The 23,297-nt window shown below is 72.0% G+C and carries 18 protein-coding genes; 8 read left to right on the forward strand and 10 right to left on the reverse strand.

Annotated elements, in window-relative coordinates; all coding sequences use genetic code 11:
* Positions 1-137 precede the first annotated feature (137 nt).
* Positions 138-794, forward strand: a complete 657-nt coding sequence (locus ACWGIF_RS31280) for a superoxide dismutase (protein WP_453502512.1) — start codon at positions 138-140, stop codon at positions 792-794.
* Positions 795-914: 120 nt separating this feature from the next.
* Here ACWGIF_RS31280 and ACWGIF_RS31285 read toward each other — a convergent pair whose 3' ends face one another.
* Complete coding sequence (locus ACWGIF_RS31285; protein WP_453502513.1) at positions 915-1,559, reverse strand: mycothiol-dependent nitroreductase Rv2466c family protein; 645 nt, start codon at positions 1,557-1,559, stop codon at positions 915-917.
* 139 nt (positions 1,560-1,698) lie between these two features.
* Between ACWGIF_RS31285 and pepN (ACWGIF_RS31290) the strand changes: the two genes are divergently transcribed.
* Entirely contained in the window at positions 1,699-4,257 is a 2,559-nt protein-coding gene (gene pepN / locus ACWGIF_RS31290) for an aminopeptidase N (protein ID WP_453502514.1), read from the forward strand.
* A gap of 363 nt (positions 4,258-4,620) precedes the next feature.
* Complete coding sequence (locus ACWGIF_RS31295) at positions 4,621-5,583, forward strand: hypothetical protein (protein ID WP_453502516.1); 963 nt, start codon at positions 4,621-4,623, stop codon at positions 5,581-5,583.
* Here ACWGIF_RS31295 and ACWGIF_RS31300 read toward each other — a convergent pair.
* The gene (locus tag ACWGIF_RS31300) at positions 5,559-6,461 is read right to left on the reverse strand and encodes a pyridoxamine 5'-phosphate oxidase family protein (protein WP_453502517.1); all 903 of its coding nucleotides are present in this window, start codon (positions 6,459-6,461) and stop codon (positions 5,559-5,561) included. The two genes, ACWGIF_RS31295 and ACWGIF_RS31300, sit on opposite strands and share 25 nt — an antisense overlap.
* The gene (locus tag ACWGIF_RS31305; protein WP_453502519.1) at positions 6,461-6,919 is read right to left on the reverse strand and encodes a VOC family protein; all 459 of its coding nucleotides are present in this window, start codon (positions 6,917-6,919) and stop codon (positions 6,461-6,463) included. Before ACWGIF_RS31305 ends, ACWGIF_RS31300 begins: the two co-directional genes overlap by 1 nt.
* Before the next feature lie 122 nt (positions 6,920-7,041).
* Here ACWGIF_RS31305 and ACWGIF_RS31310 point away from each other — a divergent pair, with 122 nt between their 5' ends.
* The 3 genes from ACWGIF_RS31310 to ACWGIF_RS31320 all read left to right on the forward strand — a co-directional run bounded on the left by ACWGIF_RS31310 (position 7,042) and on the right by ACWGIF_RS31320 (position 12,634).
* Positions 7,042-7,602 carry a CGNR zinc finger domain-containing protein gene (locus tag ACWGIF_RS31310; protein ID WP_453502520.1) on the forward strand — a complete coding sequence of 187 codons (561 nt, stop codon included), beginning with the start codon at positions 7,042-7,044 and terminating at the stop codon, positions 7,600-7,602.
* A 273-nt stretch (positions 7,603-7,875) separates the two neighbouring features.
* Positions 7,876-11,199 (forward strand): S8 family serine peptidase, encoded by a 3,324-nt coding sequence (locus tag ACWGIF_RS31315; protein WP_453502522.1) that lies wholly within the window; start codon positions 7,876-7,878, stop codon positions 11,197-11,199.
* A gap of 406 nt (positions 11,200-11,605) precedes the next feature.
* Positions 11,606-12,634 (forward strand): aspartate-semialdehyde dehydrogenase, encoded by a 1,029-nt coding sequence (locus ACWGIF_RS31320; RefSeq protein ID WP_453502524.1) that lies wholly within the window; start codon positions 11,606-11,608, stop codon positions 12,632-12,634.
* A 71-nt stretch (positions 12,635-12,705) separates the two neighbouring features.
* On the opposite strand, the gene ACWGIF_RS31325 is transcribed toward ACWGIF_RS31320, so the two are convergent.
* Positions 12,706-13,206: a DUF1203 domain-containing protein gene (locus ACWGIF_RS31325; protein WP_453502525.1), complete on the reverse strand. Its 501-nt coding sequence runs from the start codon at positions 13,204-13,206 to the stop codon at positions 12,706-12,708.
* 139 nt (positions 13,207-13,345) lie between these two features.
* On the opposite strand from ACWGIF_RS31325, the gene pepN (ACWGIF_RS31330) reads away from it, so the two are divergent.
* On the forward strand, positions 13,346-15,931 hold the full coding sequence (gene pepN / locus ACWGIF_RS31330) for an aminopeptidase N (RefSeq protein WP_453502527.1): 2,586 nt from the start codon (positions 13,346-13,348) through the stop codon (positions 15,929-15,931).
* Between the two features lie 169 nt (positions 15,932-16,100).
* Here pepN (ACWGIF_RS31330) and ACWGIF_RS31335 read toward each other — a convergent pair whose 3' ends face one another.
* The 4 genes from ACWGIF_RS31335 to ACWGIF_RS31350 are packed head-to-tail and all read right to left on the reverse strand — an operon-like array spanning position 16,101 to position 20,294.
* Positions 16,101-17,000 (reverse strand): LysR family transcriptional regulator, encoded by a 900-nt coding sequence (locus ACWGIF_RS31335; RefSeq protein WP_453502529.1) that lies wholly within the window; start codon positions 16,998-17,000, stop codon positions 16,101-16,103.
* A gap of 10 nt (positions 17,001-17,010) precedes the next feature.
* A complete protein-coding gene (locus ACWGIF_RS31340; RefSeq protein ID WP_453502531.1) occupies positions 17,011-17,931 on the reverse strand; it encodes a DMT family transporter in 921 nt (306 codons plus the stop codon).
* 49 nt (positions 17,932-17,980) lie between these two features.
* Positions 17,981-18,913: an EamA family transporter gene (locus ACWGIF_RS31345; protein ID WP_453502532.1), complete on the reverse strand. Its 933-nt coding sequence runs from the start codon at positions 18,911-18,913 to the stop codon at positions 17,981-17,983.
* Positions 18,914-18,968: 55 nt separating this feature from the next.
* Positions 18,969-20,294: an MFS transporter gene (locus ACWGIF_RS31350; protein WP_453502534.1), complete on the reverse strand. Its 1,326-nt coding sequence runs from the start codon at positions 20,292-20,294 to the stop codon at positions 18,969-18,971.
* 108 nt (positions 20,295-20,402) lie between these two features.
* Here ACWGIF_RS31350 and ACWGIF_RS31355 point away from each other — a divergent pair, with 108 nt between their 5' ends.
* Positions 20,403-20,894, forward strand: coding sequence for a MarR family winged helix-turn-helix transcriptional regulator (locus tag ACWGIF_RS31355; protein ID WP_453502536.1), 492 nt, complete (start codon positions 20,403-20,405; stop codon positions 20,892-20,894).
* Between the two features lie 108 nt (positions 20,895-21,002).
* Here ACWGIF_RS31355 and ACWGIF_RS31360 read toward each other — a convergent pair whose 3' ends face one another.
* Both ACWGIF_RS31360 and ACWGIF_RS31365 read right to left on the reverse strand, forming a co-directional pair.
* Positions 21,003-21,242 (reverse strand): hypothetical protein, encoded by a 240-nt coding sequence (locus ACWGIF_RS31360; RefSeq protein WP_453502538.1) that lies wholly within the window; start codon positions 21,240-21,242, stop codon positions 21,003-21,005.
* 20 nt (positions 21,243-21,262) lie between these two features.
* Positions 21,263-23,287 (reverse strand): 4-alpha-glucanotransferase, encoded by a 2,025-nt coding sequence (locus tag ACWGIF_RS31365; RefSeq protein ID WP_453502539.1) that lies wholly within the window; start codon positions 23,285-23,287, stop codon positions 21,263-21,265.
* Positions 23,288-23,297: the final 10 nt, after the last annotated feature.

The raw sequence follows: 23,297 nt of genomic DNA on the forward strand, positions 1-23,297 counted from the left end.
CCGGCCCCCCCCCCCGCCCCCCGCCTTCGCTGTACAGAGGCAACCCTTAGGTGTGGCGCTGAATAGATACTGCTAGCGTGCAGTTGCACATTGATTGCAATAAGCGGTTGGCGCGCCGAGGGGACCGGATCACACGCATGGCCATCTACACGCTTCCTGAGCTTCCGTACGACTACGCGGCCCTGGAGCCGGTGATCAACCCGCAGATCATCGAGCTGCACCACGACAAGCACCACGCGGCTTACGTCGCGGGCGCCAACACCACGCTGGAGCAGCTGGCGGAGGCACGCGACAAGGAGAACTGGGGCGCTCTCAACGGCCTCGAGAAGAACCTCGCGTTCCATCTCTCCGGCCACATCCTGCACAGCATCTACTGGCACAACATGGCGAGCCCCAAGACCGGTGAGGGCGGCGGCGAGCCCACCGCGGCCGACGGCCTGGGCGACCTGGCCGGCGCGATCACCGAATCCTTCGGCTCCTTCGCGAAGTTCAAGAAGCAGCTGACCTTCGCCTCCTCCGCCACCCAGGGCTCCGGCTGGGGCGTGCTCGCCTACGAACCCGTCAGCGGCCGCCTGGTCGTCGAGCAGGTCTACGACCACCAGGGCAACGTGGGCGTGGCCAGCACCCCGATCCTGGTCTTCGACGCCTGGGAGCACGCCTTCTACCTGCAGTACAAGAACCAGAAGGTGGACTTCATCGAGGCGATGTGGAACGTCGTCAACTGGCAGGACGTGTCGCGGCGCTACGCCGACGCCAAGGCCAACACCCCGCTGCTGATCCCCGTCAAGGGCTGATCGCACCGCAAGCCCGTCCGCCTCGTGATCGTCTTCTCAACCGTCACCGGCGGACGTGTCCAGCAGAAGACCCCCGTGAGGACGTGACTCACGGGGGTCTTCTGTGCGGCCGGTACGGGCCTACTCGAAGATCGGGCCCTTGGTGCGGGTGCGCTTGATCTCGTAGAAACCGGGGGTGGAGGCGACGAGCAGGGTGCCGTCCCACAGCCGGGCGGCGGCCTCGCCGCGCGGGGTCGGGGTGACGACCGGGCCGAAGAAGGCCACGTCGCCCTCGGCACCCGGAACGGAGATCACCGGGGTGCCGACCTCCTGGCCCACCCGGTCGATGCCGTTGTTGTGGGAGGTACGCAGCACCTCGTCGTACTCGTCCGAGTCGGCGTACGCGAGCAGCTCCGCCGGCAGCCCGACCTCGGCCAGCGCCTCGGCGATCACCTCGCGGGTCGCGCCCTTGTCCTCGTTGTGGATGCGGGTGCCGAGCGCGGTGTAGAGCTTGCCGGTGATCTCGTCACCGTGCTTCTGCTGGGCCGCTATGACCACGCGCACCGGGGCCCAGCCCTTGGGGCCGAGCAGTTCGCGGTAGACCTCGGGCAGCTCGTCGAGCTTGTTCTCGTTGAGGACGGCGAGGCTCATCACATGCCAGCGGACCTCGACGTCGCGGACCTTCTCGACCTCGACCATCCACCGGGACGTCATCCAGGCCCAAGGGCAGAGCGGGTCGAACCAGAAGTCGACCGGGGTCTTCTCGCGCACCTGGGTGTCGGTCATGTCTCTCCTCAGTCTCGGTTTCGGTCGAAAAAAGGCATCACTGGCTGACGTCCTCCGTCCCCAACCAGGACGGGGTCGCGCGCATTCCCCTCGTGCGAGGATTCGACGCAAGAACGCGATCACGCACGAAGGAGTGCACGTGCCCGGAGAGAATCTGTCCCGCGACGAGGCCCGTGAGCGGGCCGAGCTGCTGTCCGTCGACGGGTACGAGGTGGTCCTCGACATCCGGTCCGCGGTGGACGAGTCCGAACCGGCCGAGGGGCCGCGGACCTTCCGCTCGGTGACCACGATCCGCTTCCGGGCCGCCGCCCCCGGCGCCTCCACCTTCGCGGACCTGATCGCCCCGTCGGTGAACACCGTGACCCTGAACGGGCGCGCCCTGGACGTGTCCGCCGTCTTCGACGGGTCCCGGATCGCCCTGGACGGGCTGGCCGCCGAGAACGTCCTGGTGGTGGACGCGAACTGCGCCTACAGCCGCACGGGCGAGGGCCTGCACCGGTTCGTGGACCCCGAGGACGGCGAGGTCTACCTGTACACCCAGTACGAGCCGGCCGACGCGCGGCGGGTGTACGCGAACTTCGAGCAGCCGGACCTGAAGGCGCCGTACCGCTTCGAGGTGGCCGCCCCCGAAGGCTGGCAGGTGTGGAGCAACGGCGCGGAGGAGTCGCGCGAGGGAGGGGTCTGGCGGTTCGCCGAGACGGCGCCGATCTCCACGTACATCACGTGCGTGGTGGCGGGCCCCTACCACTACGTGACGGACTCCTACACGCGCGGGGACCTGACCATCCCGCTGGGCGCGATGTGCCGCAAGGGGCTGGCGAAGCACTTCGACGCGGACGACGTCTTCCTCGTCACCAAGCAGGGCTTCGACCTCTTCCACGAGCTCTTCGACTACCCGTACCCCTTCGGCAAGTACGACCAGGCCTTCGTGCCGGAGTACAACCTGGGAGCGATGGAGAACCCGGGGATGGTGACCTTCCGGGAGGAGTACATCTTCCGCGGCAAGGTCACGCAGGCCTCGTACGAGCGGCGCGCGAACGTCATCCTGCACGAGATGGCCCACATGTGGTTCGGCGACCTCGTCACCATGAAGTGGTGGGACGACCTGTGGCTCAAGGAGTCCTTCGCCGACTTCATGGGCTCCTTCGGGCTGGTCGAGGCCACCCGCTTCGACCAGGCGTGGGTCACCTTCGCCAACAGCCGCAAGGCGTGGGCCTACCGCGCCGACCAGCTGCCGTCCACGCATCCGATCACGGCCGACATCCGTGACCTGGAGGACGCCAAACTGAACTTCGACGGCATCACCTACGCCAAGGGCGCGGCGGTGCTCAAGCAACTCGTCGCCTACGTGGGCCGGGAGGCGTTCCTGGAGGGCGCACGGCGCTACTTCAAGGCGAACGCGTACGGGAACACCACCCTGGACGACCTGCTGTCGGTGCTCGCGGAGGTCTCCGGCCGGGACATGGCCGAGTGGTCGCGTGCCTGGCTGCAGACCGCGGGTGTGAACGTGCTCACCCCCGTGATCACCTGCGACGCGGCCGGGCACGTGACGGAGCTGGCGGTCGTGCAGGAGGGCGAGGAGCTGCGGCCGCACCGGGTCGCGGTGGGCCTGTACCGGCTGGAGTCCGACGGCACCCTGGTCCGCTACGCGCGAGCCGGCGCGGACGTGTCGGGCGCGCGGACCGTGGTGGCGGAGCTGGCGGGCAAGGAGCGGCCCGACCTGGTGCTGGTCAACGACGAGGACCTCACCTACTGCAAGATCCGCTTCGACGAGGTCTCGCTGGCCACCCTGCGGGCGCACCTGGGCGACCTGACGGACCCCCTCGCACGGGCGCTGTGCTGGTCGGCGCTGTGGAACCTGACGCGGGACGGCCTGATGCCGGCGCGCGACTTCGTCTCGCTGGTCCTGGCGCACGCGGGCCGCGAGACGGACGTGGGCGTCCTGCAGATGCTGCACGGCCAGGCCCTGGCGTCGGTCACCCACTACGCGGCGCCGGACTGGCGTGAGCAGGGCGGCCGGGAGCTGGCGGCGGGCGCGCTGCACGAACTGCGGGTGGCCGAGCCGGGGTCGGAGCACCAGCTGACGTGGGCGCGCTTCTTCGCGGCGGGCGCGGCGACGGAGGGCGACTTCCAGCTGCTGCTGGGGCTGCTGGAGGGGTCGGCGCGGATCGACGGGCTGGACGTGGACCAGGAGCTGCGCTGGGACTTCCTGCTGCCGCTGGCCGCGCACGGGGCGGTGGACGAGGGTGTACTCGGCGCCGAACTGGCGCGCGACGACACGGCGTCGGGCAAGCGGCACCAGGTCCGGTGCCTGGCGGCGCGGCCGTCGCAGGCCGTGAAGGACCAGGCGTGGACGGCGGTCGTCGAGTCGGACGCCCTGTCCAACGCGCTGGTGGAGGCGACGATCGCGGGCATGCAGCAGTCTTCGCAGCGTGGCCTGCTGGCCGCCTACGCGGGGCGCTACTTCGAGGTGATCGAGCGGGTGTGGGCGGACCGGTCGATCCAGATCGCGATGGACGTGGTGAAGGGGCTGTACCCGTCGCTGCAGGGCGACTCGGCCACGCTGGAGGCCACCGACGCCTGGCTGTCGGCCCACGCTTCGGCTCCGCCGGCCCTGCGCCGCCTGGTGCTGGAGTCACGCGACGACCTGGCCCGGGCCCTCGCCGCGCAGCGGTGTGACGCGACGGCCGGCAGATAGGTCCTGTCCGGGCGATCTCCGCGGGCCCGCGCGGCCTGGCAGGACCTAGCCTGCGGCTCGGCTTTCTGGGGGCTCCGCCCCCAGACCCCGCGCCTCGAACGCCGGCGGGGCTGGATTTTCCAGCCCGTCCGGCGTTTGAGGACCGGGTCCGGGCAGAGCCCGGCTGGGGGTCCCCCCGGACGGAGTCTGGGGGGATGGAGAAAGGGCGGGGCGGGGACTGCTCCGCGCAGCGGCATCCCGCAGCCGCGCCCGCGCCCCCCATCGGCAGTCGAACGCCCGTACTTTAGCCCCGGCTTGTCCGGATTTGTCGACGGGCGTGTAACAGGGGTTAGCGAGGCCATGGCCTGAGGGAATCACCGCGTCATGAACCAGAACGCACCCCTCCCCCTCACGCACCTCACCGCCAACCGCCCCCGCGTGCTGACCCTCGCCCAGCTGCGCGAGCACGGCGTCACCGCCTCCGACGCCGCCGGGCGGCCCTGGCAGCAGATCCTGCCCGGGGTGTTCCTGCTCCACTCCGGGCCGGCGACCAGTGAGGAGCGGCTGCACGCCGCGCTGCTGTACGCGGGACGCCGCGGCGCGGGCGAGGCCATGATCACCGGGCTGGCGGCGCTCGCCCTGTACCGGTTCGGCTCCGCACCCGCGCTGCTCGCCCTCTCGCACATCGACGTACTGGTGCCCGGCACCCGGCGGCTGCGGTCCACCGGGGACGTGCGGATCGTGCGCGCGCACACGCCGCCGCGGTCCCACGAGGTGACCGGCCTGCCGGTGGCGCCCGTCGCGCGGGCCGTCGCCGACGCGGTGGCCCAGCTCTCCGACGCCGGCACCGTACGCCGCCTGCTGAGCGAGGCCGTGCGCGGCGGACACTGCGAACCCTCGGCCGTGGTGCGGGAGCTGACGGTGGCCCGGCTGCTGAACCGGCCGCACGTCGTCGACGCGGTCGAATCGCTCCTCGCGGAGGGCCGGGCGATCGCCGAGGACCGGCTGTACCACCTCGTGCGCGGCTACGAGCTCCCCGACCCGGTCTGGAACGTGGACCTGAGGCTGCCCGGCGGCCCGCACCTCGGCGGGGTCGACGCGTACTGGCCCGAGCATGCGGTGGCCGTCGAGATCGACACCCGCGCCCCGCGCCAGGGGGAGGACGAGCAGTGGTCCGAGTGCGTGCGCAAGCGCGAGACGCTGGAGCGGCTCGGGGTGACCGTCATCCACATCACCCCGCGCAAGCTCCGCGACTGGCCCGAGCAGCAGGCAGCGGTCGTCCGGACCGCGCTGACCGCGTCCGGCGACCGCGAGCCAGCCGCCTATCTGGTGGTGCTGCCCAGGTGAGGGGAGTACTCCGGGGTGCTCCACAGCAACCGCCCCGGGTGCACGCTCTCCACCACCGACTCCACCCGGAAGCGGGTGCGCCGGCTCCCGTCGGCCCCGAACTCCGTCCGGGCCCGGCCGCTGAGCTGGAGGAGCGCCCCGCTCTCCCAGTCCGGGAAGAGCAGTCCGGCCCGCGGATCGGCCGCCAGGTTCCCCAGGGTCAGGAACATGGCGTTGCCCGCGAAGTCGGGCCAGGCCAGCTCGGTCGGCGAGAGCACCTCCACGAAGCCCGGCAGCCCGCCCCGGTGACTGGCGTCGGCCCCGTCCGCCTCCGCCGTGGTGGCGACGAAGAAGGTGTCGGCGCCGCGAACGGCCCGCTCCTGGCCGGGGGTGAGCGCCTCCCCGCGCCGCACGGCGCCCGGCCCTTGCGCGGCCCGCTCCAGCGGCTGCCGCATCTGCAGGTACTTCGGGCAGTTGGCGAAGACCTGCTCGGCCTCGACGGCGAAGCCCCCGGGCGTCACCGCGAGGGTTCCGTTCAGCCGCATCCGGCGCCGGGTGCGCGGGTCGAGCGCGATGGTCCCGACCCGGGTCCCGGCCGTGGCCAGCGCCTCGGCGAGCGGATCGCCCGCGGGTAGTCCGCCGGCGACCGCGATCCGGTCGGGCCCGGTCGCCCGTACGAAACCGGGCGCGCCGGTGAGCAGCGAGGCCCACATCCGCCCGGCGCCGTCGGTCGCCCCGACGACCAGGTGCGGCTGGAGCCCGAGGAAGGCCGCGGCGACGTCCCGGATGCCGGTGCCGATCGAGCGGCCGACGTGCTCGGCGAGCTCGCGCACGCCGACCCGCTCCTGCACGGCCAGCGGCCCCCGGTGGTACGCCCCGGTCACGAGAGCCCCCGACATTAGAAGAAGCCGCAGGTCGGTGCGGATGTGGTGGGGGCGGGAGCGCCCTCGACGCCGGTCGGCACGGAGATCTCCAGGCGGGTCCCGTCCGGGTCGTGGAAGAAGATGCCGCCGGACGCCGCCCCCTCGCCGTGGGCGACGACGCCCTCGTACGCGAACTCGACGCCCAGGTCGCGCAGCCGCGCCTCGTACTCCCGTATCTCCTCGACGGTGCCGGCCGAGAACGCCAGGTGGTGCAGCCCGGCCACGGCCGGGGAGAACGCGTCGGCGGCCTGCTGCCACAGGGTGAGGACGAGCTCGCCGTCCTGGCCGAGGAAGGCGTAGCGGCGCCCCTCCTCCTTGCCCTCCCCCAGCAGCCGGAAGCCCAGGGCGTCCCGGTAGAAGGCGAGGGAGCGGTCCAGGTCGGTGATGTTCAGACCCACGTGGCCGGTGCGGAGCGAGCTGATGGCAGTCGTCATGGCGGTACCTTCCCCAGAGGATTTTTCTAACCTTTCAAATCGAGATTAAAGGTTAGAGCGAAGGTCGTCAACCGGCCACGTACTCTTGAGGGGTTAGCAGCAGCACGAGAAGGGCCGGAGCGATGACGACGGTGGACCCACGGCCCTTGACCGGGGAGCCGGTCGCCCTCGACCTGCTGAACACGCGGTGGATGTTGGAGGGCGAGCTCACCGACCTCTTCGCCGGAGCCTTCGGACTGACCCGGGTCGAGGGACTCGCGCTCTGGCTGGAGAGCGCCGGCCTGGCCGGCCGCTTTCGCGCGGACGCCCCGACCCTGGTCCACCTGTTGACCGCCCGCGAGGCCCTGGCCCGCGCGGTGGCGGACCCGGCGGACGAGAGCGCGCGGGCCCTGGTCGACGCGGTGCTGGAACACGGACGGATCCGGCCCACCCTGACCGCCGAAGGCCCGGGCGAGCGGGCCGAGTTCGACGACGCGACCTGGGGTCCGGCCTGGACGGCCGCCCGCAACTACCTGGAGCTGCTGGACTCGGCGCCCGACCGGATCCGCAAGTGCGCCTCCGAGGCGTGCGTCCTGCACTTCCACGACATCTCGCGCAACGGCACCCGGCGCTGGTGTTCGATGGCCGCCTGCGGAAACCGGGCGAAGGCCTCGCGTCATTACGCGCGCACGCGCGAGCGCTGAACGCGCGAAATCTGTCACACCCGCACCGGGGCGCGACCGCGTCCCGGTGCCGGCGCATGGCCGCCAAGTCGATAAAGCCACTCAGTAGCCCCTGCGGTTCACACCACTGTGCCCCGGTACGGCCTCGCTGGCGCATACCTCGCGCTGGCGAGTGTCCGCCATGGCAGGTCTCGGTCAATGACAACCGTTCCCAAACAGCTGTCACTTACGACAGGCTGACCGGTCATCCGGCACCGAAATGCGGACCGTTTCTTTCACTTACCAGGGATGCTGATGACCCTCGAATCCCCCAGCTCGATACCCGGGGCCAGACGCGTCGCGCGCGTCGCGGCAGCGGCCGGTCTGGTCGCCGCACTCGCGGCCACCGGCGCCGCTCCCGTCTTCGCGGCGACCGCCGCCGACGGCCCGGGCACCAACCCGGCGGTCAAGTCCGCCGACCAGAAGCTCGGTTCGGCTGACGCCGAGCTGCTTCAGCAGGCCAAGGCCAAGGGTGACGCCAACGTCACCGTCATGGTCGCGACCGCCCCCGGCCAGACCAAGCAGGTGGCGGACCAGCTGGGCGCCGTCCAGGGCGCTTCGGTGGGCCAGACGTACGACAACCTCGGTTACGTGCGCGCCAACCTGCCCACCGCCAAGGCCGAGGCGGCCCTGAAGGCCGCCGCCAAGCTGTCCTCCGTGCACGGCATCGACCTGCGGCACGAGATCCAGCTGCCGAACCCGCGCCCCGACGCGGGCCGGGAGACCGGCGCGGCCAAGAAGACCGCCGCCGAGACCTACGCGGCACCGGACGCGAACACCCCGGCGAAGAACCCGTACAACCCGTCCTTCGAGACCGGCGCGGTGGACTTCGTCGAGCAGAACCCGCAGGCCGACGGCCGCGGCGTGACCATCGGCATCATGGACTCGGGTGTCGACCTCGGCCACCCGGCCCTGCAGAAGACCACCACCGGCGAGCGCAAGATCGTCGACTGGGTGACGGCGACCGACCCGATCGCCGACGGCGACGCCACCTGGCGCGCCCAGATCACCCCGGTCACCTCCACCGGCGGCGCCTTCACCGCGGGCGGCCAGAGCTGGAAGGCCCCGGAGGGCAACTTCCAGTGGAGCCGGTTCAGCGAGTCGATCACCGCCACCGGTGACATGCAGGGCGACGTCAACCGGGACGGCGACACCAGCGACCGGTTCGGCCTGCTCTACGACGTGGCCGCCGGCACGGTCCGGGTCGACACCGACCAGGACGGCGACTTCACGAACAACGAGCCGATGAAGCCGTACAAGGACGGCTACCAGATCGGCTACTTCGGCACGGACAACCCGGCGACCGAGGTCGCCGAGCGCATCCCGTTCGTGATCGAGATCCGCAAGGACGTCCCGATGGACCCGCTGGGCGGTGACTGGGTCGGCAAGAAGGCCGACTTCGTCAACGTCGGCATCATCGAGTCCGAGCACGGCACCCACGTCGCCGGCATCACCGCCGCCAACAGCCTGTTCGGCGGCAAGATGAACGGCGAGGCGCCCGGCGCCAAGCTCGTCTCCTCGCGCGCCTGCTCCTGGTCCGGCGGCTGCACCAACATCGCGCTGACCGAGGGCATGATCGACCTCGTCGTCAACCGCGGCGTGGACATCGTCAACATGTCCATCGGCGGTCTCCCGGCGCTGAACGACGGCAACAACGCGCGCGCCGAGCTCTACAAGAACCTCATCGACACCTACGGCGTCCAGCTGGTCATCTCGGCCGGCAACTCGGGCCCGGGCGTCAACACCATCGGCGACCCCGCCCTCGCGGACAAGGTCATCTCCGTGGGCGCGTCGGTCTCCAAGGAGACCTGGGCCGCCAACTACGGCTCCGGCGTGGCCACGAAGTACAACATGTTCCCCTTCTCCTCGCGCGGTCCGCGTGAGGACGGCGGCTTCACGCCGACCATCACCGCCCCCGGCGCCTCCATCAACACCATCCAGACCTGGCTGCCCGGCGCCCCGGTGAAGGAGGCCGGCTACACCCTGCCGGCCGGTTACGGCATGCTCCAGGGCACCTCGATGTCCTCGCCGCAGGCGGCGGGCGCCAGCGCCCTGCTGATCTCGGCCGCGAAGCAGCAGAACATCAAGCTGACCCCGGCCGCCCTGCGGGTCGCGCTCACCAGCTCGGCGAAGAAGATCGACAACGTCCCGGCGCACGCCCAGGGTTCGGGTCTGATCGACGTCCTCGGCGCATGGGAGTCCATTCGCGGTGACGCGAAGGCCAACGAGTTCTCCGTCAAGGCGCCGGTCGACACCGCGATCGACCAGTTCCTGAAGACCCCGGGCTTCGGCGCCGGCCTGTACGACCGCGAGGGCGGCCTCAAGGTCGGCCAGAAGAAGGTCTACAACGTCGTCGTCACCCGCACCACGGGCGTCAAGTACGGCACCCGGCACGACCTGAGCTGGCGCAACGACGACGGCACCTTCAAGGTCGTCGGCGGCTACGACTACGTCACCCTGCCGCTGAACAAGCCCGTCACCATCAAGGTCGAGGCCAACGCGAAGACGGCCGGCGTCCACAGCGGCATCCTGCAGCTGGACGACGAGACCACCGAGGGCATCGACAAGCAGATCCTGACGACCGTGGTCGCGGCGGCCCCCCTGGCCAAGCCCGCCTTCGCCCTGTCGGAGAAGTCCTCCGTGCAGCGCAACAGCCACAAGTCGTACTTCGTGACCGTCCCGGCGGGCGCCAAGACCCTCGAGGTCGCCCTCGGCGGTCTCGCGGCGGGCAGCCAGACGCGCTTCATCGCGATCCACCCGTACGGCACGCCGGTCGACCCGACGTCCACGGTCAACTGCTACCCGAACTACGACAACCCGGCGAACACCTGCCGCCCCGACGTGCGCTCGTACCCCGAGCCGACGCCGGGCGTCTGGGAGATCGAGGTCGAGTCGCGCCGTACGTCGCCGCTGCTCGACAACCCGTTCCAGCTGGACGTCTCCGTGCTCGGCGCGGTCTTCGACCCCGCGGTCAAGGTCCTGCCCGAGGTGAAGCAGGGCACCCCGGCGCCGGTCCAGTGGAGCGTCAAGAACGACGCCGCAGCCATCACCGGCGGCAAGCTCCAGGGCGGTCCGCTCGGTTCCGCGAAGGTCGCCAAGCCGACCATCGCGAACGGTGAGACCCACACGACCGAGGTCACGGTCGCCGCGGGCACCTCCCGCCTCGACGTCGCCATCGGCAAGGTCTCCGACACCGCCGCCGACCTCGACCTCGAGGTCTACAAGGACGGTGTCAAGGTCGGATCCGCCGCCGACGGCGACTCCGAGGAGGCCGTGAGCCTGGTGAACCCGGCCGCGGGCACCTACACCGTCAAGGTGATCGGCTACGCGGTCCCGTCCGGCTCCACCACGTACGACTACCGCGACGTGTTCTTCTCGGCCGCCCTGGGCTCCGTCCAGGTCGACGAGGCCGCCGCGGTGAACCTCGCCACCGGCGCCTCCGCGCAGGTCTCGGCGAACGTCCTGGTCACGAGCGCGGCCCCCGAGGGCCGGCAGTTCTTCGGCCAGGTCCAGCTGCTCAACGCCCGCGGCACCGCCGCGGGCACCGGCAGCGTGCAGATCGAGAAGGTCCTCCCGTAGCACCCTGCGGCAGGAAACCGAGGGGGCGGCGCTCTGACGAGCACCGCCCCCTCGGGCTTTCCCCCGGCGCTTCTCCCCTCGGGCCGCCTCCCCTCGGGCCGCCTCCCCTCGGGCCTCCCCCGGCGGCGGTCGCGGAGGGCGCGCACGGTGGATCTTGCGAGTGGGAGTGTCCGGCCCGTGGTCCGACATGTCCGGATTCCGGTCATGGCAGAACGGACGCCAACCGGCTCCGACCTGGGAAAACAGCTATTCAAGGGCCCTGCGACGCGCCCGCCGCGGACTCGTCACACCGGTTCGCATTCAGGACACCGTCCGTTCCTCGGACAATGGATTGGACAAGGCTTGTGGGGTCGAACGCATGATGGCTTCACGCGCGCCCGCGTCGTACGTACCAAAAGGAGTCACCGTGAGGGTCGGAATCGTCGGAGCCACCGGACAGGTCGGCGGAGTCATGCGCGGCATCCTCGCCGAGCGGAAGTTCCCGGTGGACGAGCTGCGGCTGTTCGCCTCGGCCCGTTCCGCGGGCTCCACCCTGGAGTGGGAGGGCCGGGAGATCACCATCGAGGACGCGTCCGCGGCCGACTACTCGGGCCTGGACATCGTCCTCTTCTCGGCGGGCGGCGCCACCTCCAGGGCCCTCGCCGAGAAGGTCGCCTCGCAGGGCGCCGTCGTGATCGACAACTCCTCCGCCTGGCGCAAGGACCCCGAGGTCCCCCTCGTGGTCTCCGAGGTCAACCCGCACGCGGTCAGGAACCGCCCCAAGGGCATCATCGCGAATCCGAACTGCACCACCATGGCCGCGATGCCGGTACTGCGCCCGCTGCACGACGAGGCCGGCCTGTCCGCGCTGATCGCCACCACCTACCAGGCCGTCTCCGGCTCGGGCCTGGCCGGCGTCGCCGAGCTGCGCACCCAGGCCTGCGCGGTCTCCGAGGCCGCCGACCAGCTGACCTTCGACGGCGGCGCGGTGGACTTCCCGGAGCCGGCCGTCTACAAGCGCCCCATCGCCTTCAACGTGGTGCCTCTCGCGGGCTCGATCGTCGACGACGGCTCCTTCGAGACCGACGAGGAGCAGAAGCTCCGCAACGAGTCCCGCAAGATCCTGGAGATCCCGGAGCTCAAGGTCTCGGGCACCTGCGTGCGCGTGCCGGTCTTCTCCGGCCACTCCCTCCAGATCAACGCCCGCTTCGACCGCCCGATCAGCGTCGAGCGCGCCTACGAGCTCCTGAAGGACGCCCCGGGTGTGGAGCTGTCGGAGATCCCGACCCCGCTCCAGGCCGCCGGCAAGGACGCCTCGTACGTGGGCCGCGTCCGCGCCGACGAGACGGTCGAGAACGGCCTGGCGCTGTTCCTGTCGAACGACAACCTCCGCAAGGGCGCGGCGCTGAACGCGGTCCAGATCGCGGAGCTCGTCGCCGAGGAGCTGCGCGGCTGACGCCGGCGCGACGACGAAGGGGAGGAAGCCCGCGCGGGCTCCCTCCCCTTCTCCGTGTCACCTCCACGGTGTCACGCCCTGCGCACCTCGAAGAGGAAGCAGCCGAACTCGGCGGCCCTGACGTGCACGAGGGCGGCCTCCGGATCGGCGAAGGCCTCGTCGAGAGCCTGCCCGATCACCGCGCCGGGTTCCTCCCCGAGGGTGAGCACCCGCCCGCCGAGGATGTGCCCGCGGGCGCTGTAGCGTCGGGCGGTGCGCTGCACGCCCGGCCGGGCGAAGGGGTATCCGCCGCCCCCTGACGGCCCGCCGCAGTCCCCGGCGTGGATGAAGACGGGCCCCTGCTCGTCGTACGCACCGGGTTGCGCGCCGGTCGCGGCGGCCCAGCGCCGCAGCGGTGCGTACGAGACGAGCGCGATCGCCTCGCCCGCCGCGCTGGGGCGCAGGCAGCACCTCAGCGGAGCGCCGCCTTCCTTGTCGGTGTGAGGGACGCACTCGCGTCCCGCGTCGTCTCGTACGCGGAGCTCCGCGAGCGCCGCTCCCTCGATGGGCCTGGCCCAGTACCTGCTGCTCATGCCCACCAGCGTGCCGCCGCCGCCCCTCGCCGTCCGGCGGAATTCCGACGTCGCGTTCGCCCGTGGATTACTCCGGGGCGGTGGCCCTCCCCCCGTGGAAAGATGGCCGGGCAACGTCACCATCAAAGGAGATGACCGCGTGCCAGGCACGAATCTCACCCGTGAAGAGGCTCAGCAGCGGGCCAAGCTGCTCACCGTCGACTCCTACGAGGTCGAGCTCGATCTCAGCGGTGCGCAGGAGGGTGGGACCTACCCGTCCGTGACCACCGTGCGCTTCCAGTCGGCCGAGGCCGGGGCCGAGACCTTCATCGACCTCGTCGCCCCGGCGGTGCACGAGGTCGTCCTCAACGGCACGTCCCTGGACGTCGCCGCGGTCTTCCGGGACTCCCGGATCGCCCTGACCGGCCTGGCGGCCGGGGCCAACGAGCTCCGGGTCGTCGCGGACTGCGCGTACACCAACACCGGTGAGGGCCTCCACCGCTTCGTGGACCCGGTGGACCAGCAGGCTTATCTCTACACCCAGTTCGAGGTGCCGGACGCGCGGCGGGTTTTCGCCAGCTTCGAGCAGCCCGACCTGAAGGCCACGTTCCAGTTCACCGTGACGGCCCCCGAGGGCTGGACGGTCATCTCGAACTCGCCGACGCCGGAGCCGAAGGACCGCGTGTGGTCCTTCGAGCCGACCCCGCGGATCTCCTCGTACATCACGGCGCTGATCGTCGGCCCGTACCACGCGGTGCACAGCTCGTACGAGGGCCCGGGCGGCCAGTCCGTGCCGCTCGGCATCTACTGCCGGCCCTCGCTCGCCGAGTTCCTCGACGCGGACGCGATCTTCGACGTGACCCGTCAGGGCTTCGACTGGTTCCAGGAGAAGTTCGCCTACGACTACCCCTTCGCCAAGTACGACCAGCTCTTCGTTCCGGAGTTCAACGCGGGCGCCATGGAGAACGCGGGCGCGGTCACCATCCGCGACCAGTACGTCTTCCGCTCGAAGGTGACGGATGCGGCGTACGAGGCGCGCGCGGAGACGATCCTCCACGAGCTCGCGCACATGTGGTTCGGCGACCTGGTCACCATGGAGTGGTGGAACGACCTCTGGCTGAACGAGTCCTTCGCGACGTACACGTCGATCGCCTGCCAGGCGTACGTGGAGGGCTCGAAGTGGCCGCACGCCTGGACCACCTTCGCCAACTCCATGAAGACGTGGGCTTACCGGCAGGACCAGCTGCCCTCCACGCACCCGATCATGGCGGACATCCGTGACCTCGACGACGTCATGGTCAACTTCGACGGCATCACGTACGCCAAGGGCGCCTCGGTGCTCAAGCAGCTCGTCGCCTACGTCGGCATGGACGCCTTCTTCAAGGGCGTACAGGCGTACTTCAAGGCGCACGCCTTCGGCAACACGCGCCTGTCCGACCTGCTGGGCGCCCTGGAGGAGACCTCGGGCCGCGATCTGACCGCCTGGTCGAAGGCGTGGCTGGAAACGGCCGGCATCAACGTCCTGCGCCCCGAGATCACCACCGGGGCGGACGGCCTGATCACCGCCTTCGGCATCCGCCAGGAGGCGCCCGCGCTGCCCGCCGGCGCCAAGGGCGAGTCCACCCTGCGCCCGCACCGGATCGCGGTCGGCCTCTACGAGCTCCAGGACGGCGCCCTCGTGCGCACCGACCGGATCGAGCTGGACATCGACGGCGCGCTGACCACGGTGCCAGAGCTCGTGGGCCGCACCCGCCCGGCGGTGGTCCTGCTGAACGACGACGACCTGTCCTACGCGAAGGTCCGCCTGGACGAGGAGTCCCTCGCCACGGTCACGGCGCACATCGGCGACTTCACGGAGTCCATGCCGCGCGCCCTGTGCTGGGCCTCGGCCTGGGACATGACGCGTGACGGCGAGCTCGCCACCCGTGACTACCTCGCGCTGGTCCTCTCGGGCATCGGCAAGGAGTCCGACATCGGCGTCGTCCAGTCGCTGCACCGGCAGGTGAAGCTGGCCCTCGACCTGTACGCCGACCCGGCGTGGCGGGAGGAGGGCCTGGCGGCCTGGACCCAGGCCACCCTGGAGCACCTGCGCGGGGCGAAGCCGGCGAGCGACCACCAGCTCGCGTGGGCGCGGGCGTTCGCGGCCACGGCCCGCACCGAGGGGCAGCTGACGTACCTGTCGGCGCTGCTGGACGGCTCTGCGGAGATCGAGGGCCTGGCCGTGGACACCGAGCTGCGCTGGGCGTTCCTGGAGCGGCTCGCCGCCACGGGTGTCGCCGACGAGCCGGCCATCGCGGCGGAGCTGGAGCGGGACGCCACGGCGGCCGGCGAGCGCCACGCGGCGACCGCCCGCGCGGCGCGCCCGACGGCGGAGGCCAAGGCCGGGGCGTGGGCCTCGGTGGTGGAGTCCGGCGACCTGCCGAACGCGGTGCAGGAGGCGGTGATCGGCGGCTTCGTCCAGACCGACCAGCGCGAGCTGCTGGCCCCGTACACCGCGCGGTACTTCGCCGCGGTCAAGGAGGTCTGGGACAGCCGCAGCCACGAGATCGCCCAGCAGATCGCGGTGGGGCTCTACCCGTCCCTCCAGGTCTCGCAGGAGACGCTGGACGCGACGGACGCGTGGCTGGCCTCGGCCGAGCCGAACGCGGCCCTGCGACGGTTGGTCTCGGAGTCCCGTGCGGGCGTCGAGCGCGCGCTGAAGGCCCAGGCGGCCGACGCCGCCGCTTCCGCTGCCGCTCGGGTCTGACGGCACCCGGGCTCTGCCCGCACCCGCCGGAGTAACGTCTCCCGCGGGTGCGGCAGGGCTGCGGGGGCTCCGCCCCCGAACCCCCGCGCTCAAACGCCGGCGGGGCTGGATTTTCCAGGGCCGGGAGACGGCTCCGCGCGGCGGCGGCCCGCACCCCCGCAGCCCGCGGTCAGCGTCCGGCGGCGACGGTTCGCAGCGCCGCCAGGACGTGGGCCAGCGCGGGCGCGGACTCGGCGCCCCGCCGGACCGCCGCGATCACGTGCCGCGTCGGCCGGTCGTGGCCCAGGAGCCGCACGGCCACGCCCGAGGCCCGGCTCGACACCATCCGGGGAACCAGGGCCACGCCCATCCCCGCCTCGACCATGGCCAGGATGGCGGTCCAGCCGGATGCCGAGTGCGCCTGTTCCGGGACAAAGCCCGCCGCCTCGCACGCGCCTCGGGCGATCTCCGACCAGGGCCCGCTGCCTCCGTAGATCCACGGGTCGCGGGACAGGTCCGCCAGCCGGAGGTCCACCGCGGCCGCCAGCGGGTGGTCCGGCGGGAGCGCCACGTCCAGCGGGTCCTCCAGCAGCGTCACCCGGGTGAACCGGGGATCGCGCGCGGTCGGTGCGTGGGCCGCCAGGGACAGGGCCAGGTCCACGCCCCCGGCCGACAGGAGCTCGTACGACTCGGCGGCCTCCGTCTCCCGGACCCGGACCTCCACGCCCGGATGGGTCGTGCGCAGCGCCGCCACCGCGGGGACCACGAGCGCCGGGACGGCCGTGGAGAAGGCGCCGACCCGTACCTCCCCCGCGTCCCCGGCGAGGTATCCGGCCAGCTCGGCGTCGGCCCGCTCCAGCTGCGCGAACACCGCCTCCGCGTGCCGCAGGACGAGGTGGGCCGCGTCGGTGAGGCGCACCCGCCGGCCCTGCGCCTCCAGCAGTGCCACACCCAGCTGCCGGGCGAGGTTCGTCAGCTGCTGCGAGACGGCCGAGGGCGTCATGTGCAGCGCCTCGGCCGTCGCGGTCACGGTTCCCTGTTCCGCGAGGGTCCGCAGGATCCGCAGCTTCTTGATGTCCCACTCGGTCATGGGCCCGAACCTACCGCCGGGCACTTCCCAGCCCGACTCCGCCGAGGATCAGCGCCATGCAGAGCAGTTGCGCCGGGCCGGTCCGCTCGCCCAGCAGCAGGAAGCCGAGGCCCGCCACGCACACGGGCTGGAGGTAATAGACGATTCCCGCGCGGGCGGCCCCGATGACCGCGATCGCCTTGTTCCAGGCGAAGAAGGCGACGGCCGAGGAGAACACGCCGACGTACAGCAGCGGTCCGAGGGTCCCGGCGGTGACCTCGAACCCGCCCTGGACGGATACGGAGACGGCGTAGACGGGTGCCAGCATCAGCGCGCCGAGCACGAAGGTGGTGATCAGGAAGGCCAGTCCGCCGAGTTCGGCGGGCTTGCGCCGCAGCAGGGCGCTGTACGTGGCGAAGGACAGGGCTGCGGCGAACATCCACAGGTCGCCGGCGCCGAAGTCGAAGCCGATCGAGCCGTCCCCGACGAGCAGCAGCACGCCGAGGGCGGCGAGCAGCATCCCGAAGGTCCGGCGGGCGCCGAGCCGTTCGCCGCCGAGGCGGGCGTAGAGCGCCATGATGACCGGCGAGGCGGCCATGATCATGCCCATGTTGGAGGCGGACGTGGTCAGTCCGGCCTGGTGCACGAGCGTGTTGTAGAGGGCGACGCCGAACAGCGAGGCGAGGGCGATGAAGCCGAAGTGCCGCCGGATCAGGGCCCGCTGCCGCCAGGCTTGGCGGGCGGCGAAGGGGGCGACGGCGATCAGGGCGATGATCCAGCGCCAGAAGACCGCCTGGACGGGCGGGACGGTCTCGGCCATGCCCCGGGTGGCGACGAAGCTGCCGGACCAGACGACCGTCGCGAGCAGCGCGAGGAGGACGCCGAGCCCGGCGGCGCCCTTCCTCCCCGTACTGCCGGGCTCGGCGTGCGAAACGGTACGGACGCGGTCCATGACGGCCACTGTGTGTCTCCCCCTCGGGGTCGGTCGGTCTGTCGTCGGACTACCGTCGCACCCGCCCATCGGTCAGGTCCATCGAAATGTTCTGATCGATCTGTTCAGCAGAACTGAACGGTTGCCGGGGACGGGCAGCGGCCAGCTGACCGGCGACGGTGGCCCCGAAGGCGATCGCCATACCCACGAGCTGGACGGGTGACAGCGCCTGTCCGAGGGCGGCCCACCCGATGACGGCGGCGGTGAGCGGGGAGAGTGGGCCGAGCAGCGTCACGGAGGTGGCGGTGAGCCGTCCGATGCCGCGGAACCAGAGCCAGTAGGCGATGCCGGTGTTGATCAGCATCATGTAGCCGTAGCCGAGGAGGGCCTTGCCGTCGAGTGCGGGCGGGGCGCCCTCGACGAGGGCGGCGACCGGGATGATGAACAGCCCGCCCGCGGTGAGCTGCCAGCCGGTCATGGCGAGCGGGCCGACGCCTTCGGGGCAGCCCCAGCGCTTGGTCATCACGGTGCCGGCGCCCATGGAGGCGGAGGAGATCACACCGGCGACGACGCCGACCAGGTCGAGCCGGGCCTCGGCGGTGAGAACGACCATGCTCACGCCGAGCGCCCCCACGACGGCGGCCAGCACGGTGCGCAGGCTCGCCCGCTCCCCGAGGACGAGCGCGGCGAGTCCCACGACGAACAGCGGACCGGCGGCGCCCAGGACGGCGGCGACGCCGCCGGGCAGCCGGTAGGCGGAGAGGAACAGCAGCGGGAAGAAGGCGCCGATGTTGAGGGTGCCGAGGACGGCGGACTTCCACCACCACGCGCCCTTCGGGAGGGTGCGGGCCAGGGCGGTCAGCAGCAGCCCGGCGGGCAGGGCCCGCATGACCCCGGTGAACAGCGGCCGGTCGGGCGGCAGCAGCTCGGTGGCCACGGCGTAGGTCGAGCCCCAGGAGACGGGTGCGAGGGCGGTCAGGGCGACGGTGGCGAAACGCTTCACGGCGGGTGGCTCCTCGAACGGGTGAGGAAGTGGATAGGGGCGGGCGGGGCCGGGTTCAGGCGGCGGCCGGCGCCGGCACCGGGGCGGGCGGGCCCGGGGACGCGGCGGGGGCCGGCGGCTCGGCGTGCACGGCCTCGGCCGGCAGGTGCCGCTCCAGCCGGAGCAGCGCCAGGGAGGCGCCGAGGGCGGCGGCGGTCAGGACGGCCCAGGGCAGGCGGCCGTCGACGGCGAGCAGGGCGGTGAAGAGGGAGGGGGCGAGCGCGCCGGCCAGCGAGTAGGACAGCTGGTAGGTGGCCAGGTAGCGGCCGCGGACGGCCTCGGGGGCGGCGGAGACCGACAGGGCGCCGCCGGAGGGGCTGTGGACCAGTTCGCCGAGGGTGTAGACGACGACGATGACCAGCAGGGCGACCAGTGTCGCGGTCCGGCCGGGGCGCAGCGTGCCGAGCGCGATCTGTCCGACGAAGGCGGCGGCGAAGAGCAGGGCCCCGAGGGCGGCCGAGCGGGTGCGGCGGGCGCCGGAGCGGCGTACCCGGCTCGCGACGAGCACGCCGATGCCGGCGCACAGGGCGGTGTTGACGGTGAAGGCGGCTCCGGTGAGGGAGTCGGGGGCCGCCAGCCAGGTGGAGAGGTAGAGCGGGAAGAGGACGGAGAGGGCGGAGTAGCCCAGCGCGGTGAGGAAGTTGGCGGCGGTGAGCCCGAGGAAGGGGCGGTCGCGCAGGACCATCCGGTACCCGGCGGCCGGCCGCGGCGCGGAGCCGGTGGCCGCGTGGCCGCCGGCCGGGCGGACGGGGCGGACCCGGCTGACGAGCAGTCCGGCGAGGACGAAGGCGAGGGAGTTGCCCCAGGCGGTGTACGCGAATCCGCCGGTCCCCCACAGCGCCAGCACTCCGGAGACGAGCAGGGCGCCCGCCCCCATCCCGGCGTTCTGCAGGGCCCGGGTGGACGCCTGGAGCCGGTCGCGGGCGGCGCCCCGCGCCACCTCCCCGATCAGGGACTGCTGCACGACCCCGAAGGAACGGTCGGCGAGCGCGGTGACGAGGGCGACGGCCGCGAAGGCGGGCAGGGTGCTCGCGAAGGGATAGAGGGCGAAGCCGAGCGCCCGTATCCCGTAGAGCACGAGGTTGACCTTCCTGGCGCCGAACCGGTCGACGGCCGAGCCGGCCAGCGGCATGAAGGCCAGCCCGGCCACCCCCGTGACCGTCATGACGAGGCCGACGAGGGTGAAGGAGAGGCCGGTGACGTGGTGGAAGAAGACGAGCGAGAACGGGATGTACATGCCGATCCCGACCGCGCTGATACCGATGCCGAGGAGCAGCGACCGCTCCCCCGCGACCTTCGCGTCCCCGGCTTTCGCCGTCTTCCCCCTGAACCGCGCCACCATGACGACCCCTCCCCCGATTCGATTGCTGCTAAGTAGCTTAGCGCTAAGCTACTTAGCGTCAAGCAACTTTCTTGCGAACGATCTGAGGGAAGCCGGATACTGGCCCCCATGAGTGAGGACAAGGACGCAGTCGACGCGATCACAGCCCAGTGGTTCGCCGTGCGACCCGATCTGGACACGGCCCCGATGGCCGTCTTCGGACGCATCTACCGGATCGCCAAGGCCATGGGCGACGCGATGGAGGAGCGCTACGCGCGCTTCGGCATCTCGCGCGGGGAGTTCGACGTCGTCGCCACCCTGCGCCGCTCGGGCGCCCCGTACACGCTCTCGCCCCGCCAGCTCTCGGCCACGCTCATGCTCACCACGGGCGGCATGACCGGGCGGCTGGACAAGCTGGAGAAGGCCGGGCTGCTCTGCCGCAAGCCCGATCCGCACGACCGGCGGGGGCTGCAGGTGACGATCACCGACCGCGGCCTCGCGCTCATCGACGAGGCCGTCAGCGCCGGTCTGGAAGTACAGCGCGCCGCACTCGACGGGCTCACCGACGAAGAGGTCGGCGTACTCACCGGCCTGCTCCGCAAACTACTGGCCGGCGTCTGAAGACACGACAAGGCGCCGGGGGTCACCACACGGCCGATACGAATCGGCGGTGCTGACCCCCGGCGCCCGGGAAGTCCTGCAGTCCCGACCCCGCGGGGCCGGACCGGCTCAGGCCCGCTTCTGCGGCCTGTCCGACTTGTCGAGGAGCATCACGAGGCCCGCGATGCCCAGGAACAGCACGATCGGCAGCGCCACGTACAGGCCGAGCGTCTCGCCGATGCTCAGGCCGGGGCCCGGGTCGTCACCGTCGTCGCGGGTCACCGCGAGGGCGGGAGACGTCATCAGCAGCATCATCAGCGTCGTTCCGGCCGTGACGGCGCCGGCGCGCAGAGCGTTCTTCTTGTCCACGGTGCCAACGTAGCGAACACCTAAACGGGGCGCGCGCCCGGGGGTGCCGTACGAGGGCGCACACCCTCCCCCACGGCGCTCAGCAGGGCGTTCGCCCGGGGCGAGGCGACCAGCTCCTCCAGCGTCAGCGGACGCCCGCCGGCGTCGGCGACCGGCAGCCGCCAATTGGGGTACTGATCCCAGGTCCCCGGCAGGTTCTGCGGCCGCCGGTCCCCCACCGCGTCGGGCAGCCAGACGCCCACCAGCCGCGCGGGGGTGCGCAGCAGGAACCCGTACAGGGCCCGTACGGCGGCCTCCTCGCCCTTGGTGTCCAGTCCCAGCCCGTCCAGCAGCTCCAGCCACTCGGCGGTGTCGGCGGCGTCCTCGGCCCGCTCCTGCTCCGCCGGACGGGTCAGCAGGCCGAGCCGGTCGCGCAGTTCCACATGGCTCCCGGCGAGTTTGGCGGCCGTGGGCGGCAGGTCGTGGGTGGTGACGGTGGCCAGACAGTCGGCCCGCCAGGCCCGCGGTGCGAGCGGGCTCCCGCCGCCGGCCCAGTCCCGCTCGAACCAGAGCACCGAGGTACCGAGCACCCCGCGCCGGGCCAGCTCCCGACGCACCCGCGGCTCCACCGTCCCGAGGTCCTCGCCGATGACCAGGGCGCCGGCCCTGTGGGCCTCCAGCACCAGGATCGCCAGCATGGCCTCGCCGTCGTAGCCGACGTAGGTGCCCTCGGCGGGCGAAGTCCCCTCCGGGATCCACCAGAGCCGGAACAGCCCCATGACGTGGTCGATGCGCAGCGCGCCGGCGTAGCGGAACACCGCGCGCAGCAGCGACCGGAAGGGGGCGTAGGCGGTGGCGGCCAGCCGGTCCGGACGCCACGGCGGCAGCCCCCAGTCCTGGCCGCGCGCGTTGAAGGCGTCGGGCGGCGCCCCGACCGAGATGCGCCCGGCATAACAGGGCGACCCGGAGACGTCGGAGCCGTTCGGGTGCACCCCGACGGCGAGGTCGTGCACGATGCCCACCGCCATACCCGCCTCCCGGGCGGCCCGCTGGGCGGCGGCGAGCTGGCCGTCCGTCAGCCAGACCAGCCAGCGGTGGAAGTCTTCGCGCTCCTTCGGGTCCTCCCCCGCGTGCCCGGCGCACCAGGCGGCGTGCACGTCCAGCGGATCTCCCTGCTCGGCGCAGAACGACCGGTAGTCGGCCTCCCGTTCGGGTGTGCGCGGGACGGCGTACAGCAGCTCCAGGGCTTGCCGCTTGAGGTCCCAGACGGCGTCCCGGTCGATCAGCGCGCCCTTGTCCAGTACCCGGCGGCGCAGCTCCGCGCCCTGGCCGGCGAGTCCGGCGAGGGCCTCGCGGTCGGGGCAGGCGGCGTACTCCGGGACGTCCTCGATCCGCAGATGCACCGGGTCCGGGAAGCGTCGCGAGGACGGCCGGTAGGGGGAGGGGTCGGTCGGCGCGCCCGGCACGGCCGCGTGCAGCGGGTTGACCTGGATGAAACCGGCGCCGTGGGTGCGGCCGGCCCAGCGGGCGAGTTCCGCGAGGTCGCCGAGGTCGCCCATGCCCCAGGAACGCTCGGAGAGCAGGGAGTAGAGCTGGACGAGCAGCCCGTGGGTCCGCTCGGGCGCGGCGGGCGCCCGCTCCGGGGCCACGACCAGGGTGGCGTCGGTGGTCCGCCCGTCGGATGCCCGGGCGGTGAGCCGGTGGACGCCCAGGGGCAGTCCCGGGCCCCACGCGAGTTCCTCCCCCGTCTCCTCGGCCACCACGCGGACCCGGGTGCCCGGAGGGAGGGCGGCGGGCTCCGGCGGCACGGGCTCCCCCTGCCAGAGCACCACCGTCGGCGGCAGGAGCCGCCCGGCCGCCTCCTGCGACTCCCTCTCGGCGAACACCCGGATGCTCTCCGCGTCGTCCGTGGCCACTCCGAGCAGGCCTAGGACGGCCCTGACGGTGGTCTCCGGCACCTGGACGGTGACGTTCGCGGCGGGCTGGTAGGCGGTGGCGATGCCGTACAGGGCAGCGAGCCGGGCCAGGTCGTCCATCAACGGGCGCTCCTTCGTGCGTGCGGGCATGAGGGCATGA

The organism is Streptomyces sp. NPDC054849, from assembly GCF_053610945.1.

Coding starts and splice junctions, on each gene's coding strand:
- ACWGIF_RS31280 (WP_453502512.1), top strand. CDS start 138: ATGGCCATCTACACGCTTCCTGAGCTTCCGTACGACTACGCGGCCCTG.
- ACWGIF_RS31350 (WP_453502534.1), bottom strand. CDS start 20,294: ATGGTGGCGCGGTTCAGGGGGAAGACGGCGAAAGCCGGGGACGCGAAG.
- ACWGIF_RS31355 (WP_453502536.1), top strand. CDS start 20,403: ATGAGTGAGGACAAGGACGCAGTCGACGCGATCACAGCCCAGTGGTTC.
- ACWGIF_RS31310 (WP_453502520.1), top strand. CDS start 7,042: ATGACGACGGTGGACCCACGGCCCTTGACCGGGGAGCCGGTCGCCCTC.
- ACWGIF_RS31365 (WP_453502539.1), bottom strand. CDS start 23,287: ATGCCCGCACGCACGAAGGAGCGCCCGTTGATGGACGACCTGGCCCGG.
- ACWGIF_RS31340 (WP_453502531.1), bottom strand. CDS start 17,931: ATGGACCGCGTCCGTACCGTTTCGCACGCCGAGCCCGGCAGTACGGGG.
- ACWGIF_RS31285 (WP_453502513.1), bottom strand. CDS start 1,559: ATGACCGACACCCAGGTGCGCGAGAAGACCCCGGTCGACTTCTGGTTC.
- ACWGIF_RS31300 (WP_453502517.1), bottom strand. CDS start 6,461: ATGTCGGGGGCTCTCGTGACCGGGGCGTACCACCGGGGGCCGCTGGCC.
- ACWGIF_RS31335 (WP_453502529.1), bottom strand. CDS start 17,000: ATGACCGAGTGGGACATCAAGAAGCTGCGGATCCTGCGGACCCTCGCG.
- ACWGIF_RS31315 (WP_453502522.1), top strand. CDS start 7,876: ATGACCCTCGAATCCCCCAGCTCGATACCCGGGGCCAGACGCGTCGCG.
- ACWGIF_RS31325 (WP_453502525.1), bottom strand. CDS start 13,206: ATGAGCAGCAGGTACTGGGCCAGGCCCATCGAGGGAGCGGCGCTCGCG.
- ACWGIF_RS31305 (WP_453502519.1), bottom strand. CDS start 6,919: ATGACGACTGCCATCAGCTCGCTCCGCACCGGCCACGTGGGTCTGAAC.
- ACWGIF_RS31295 (WP_453502516.1), top strand. CDS start 4,621: ATGAACCAGAACGCACCCCTCCCCCTCACGCACCTCACCGCCAACCGC.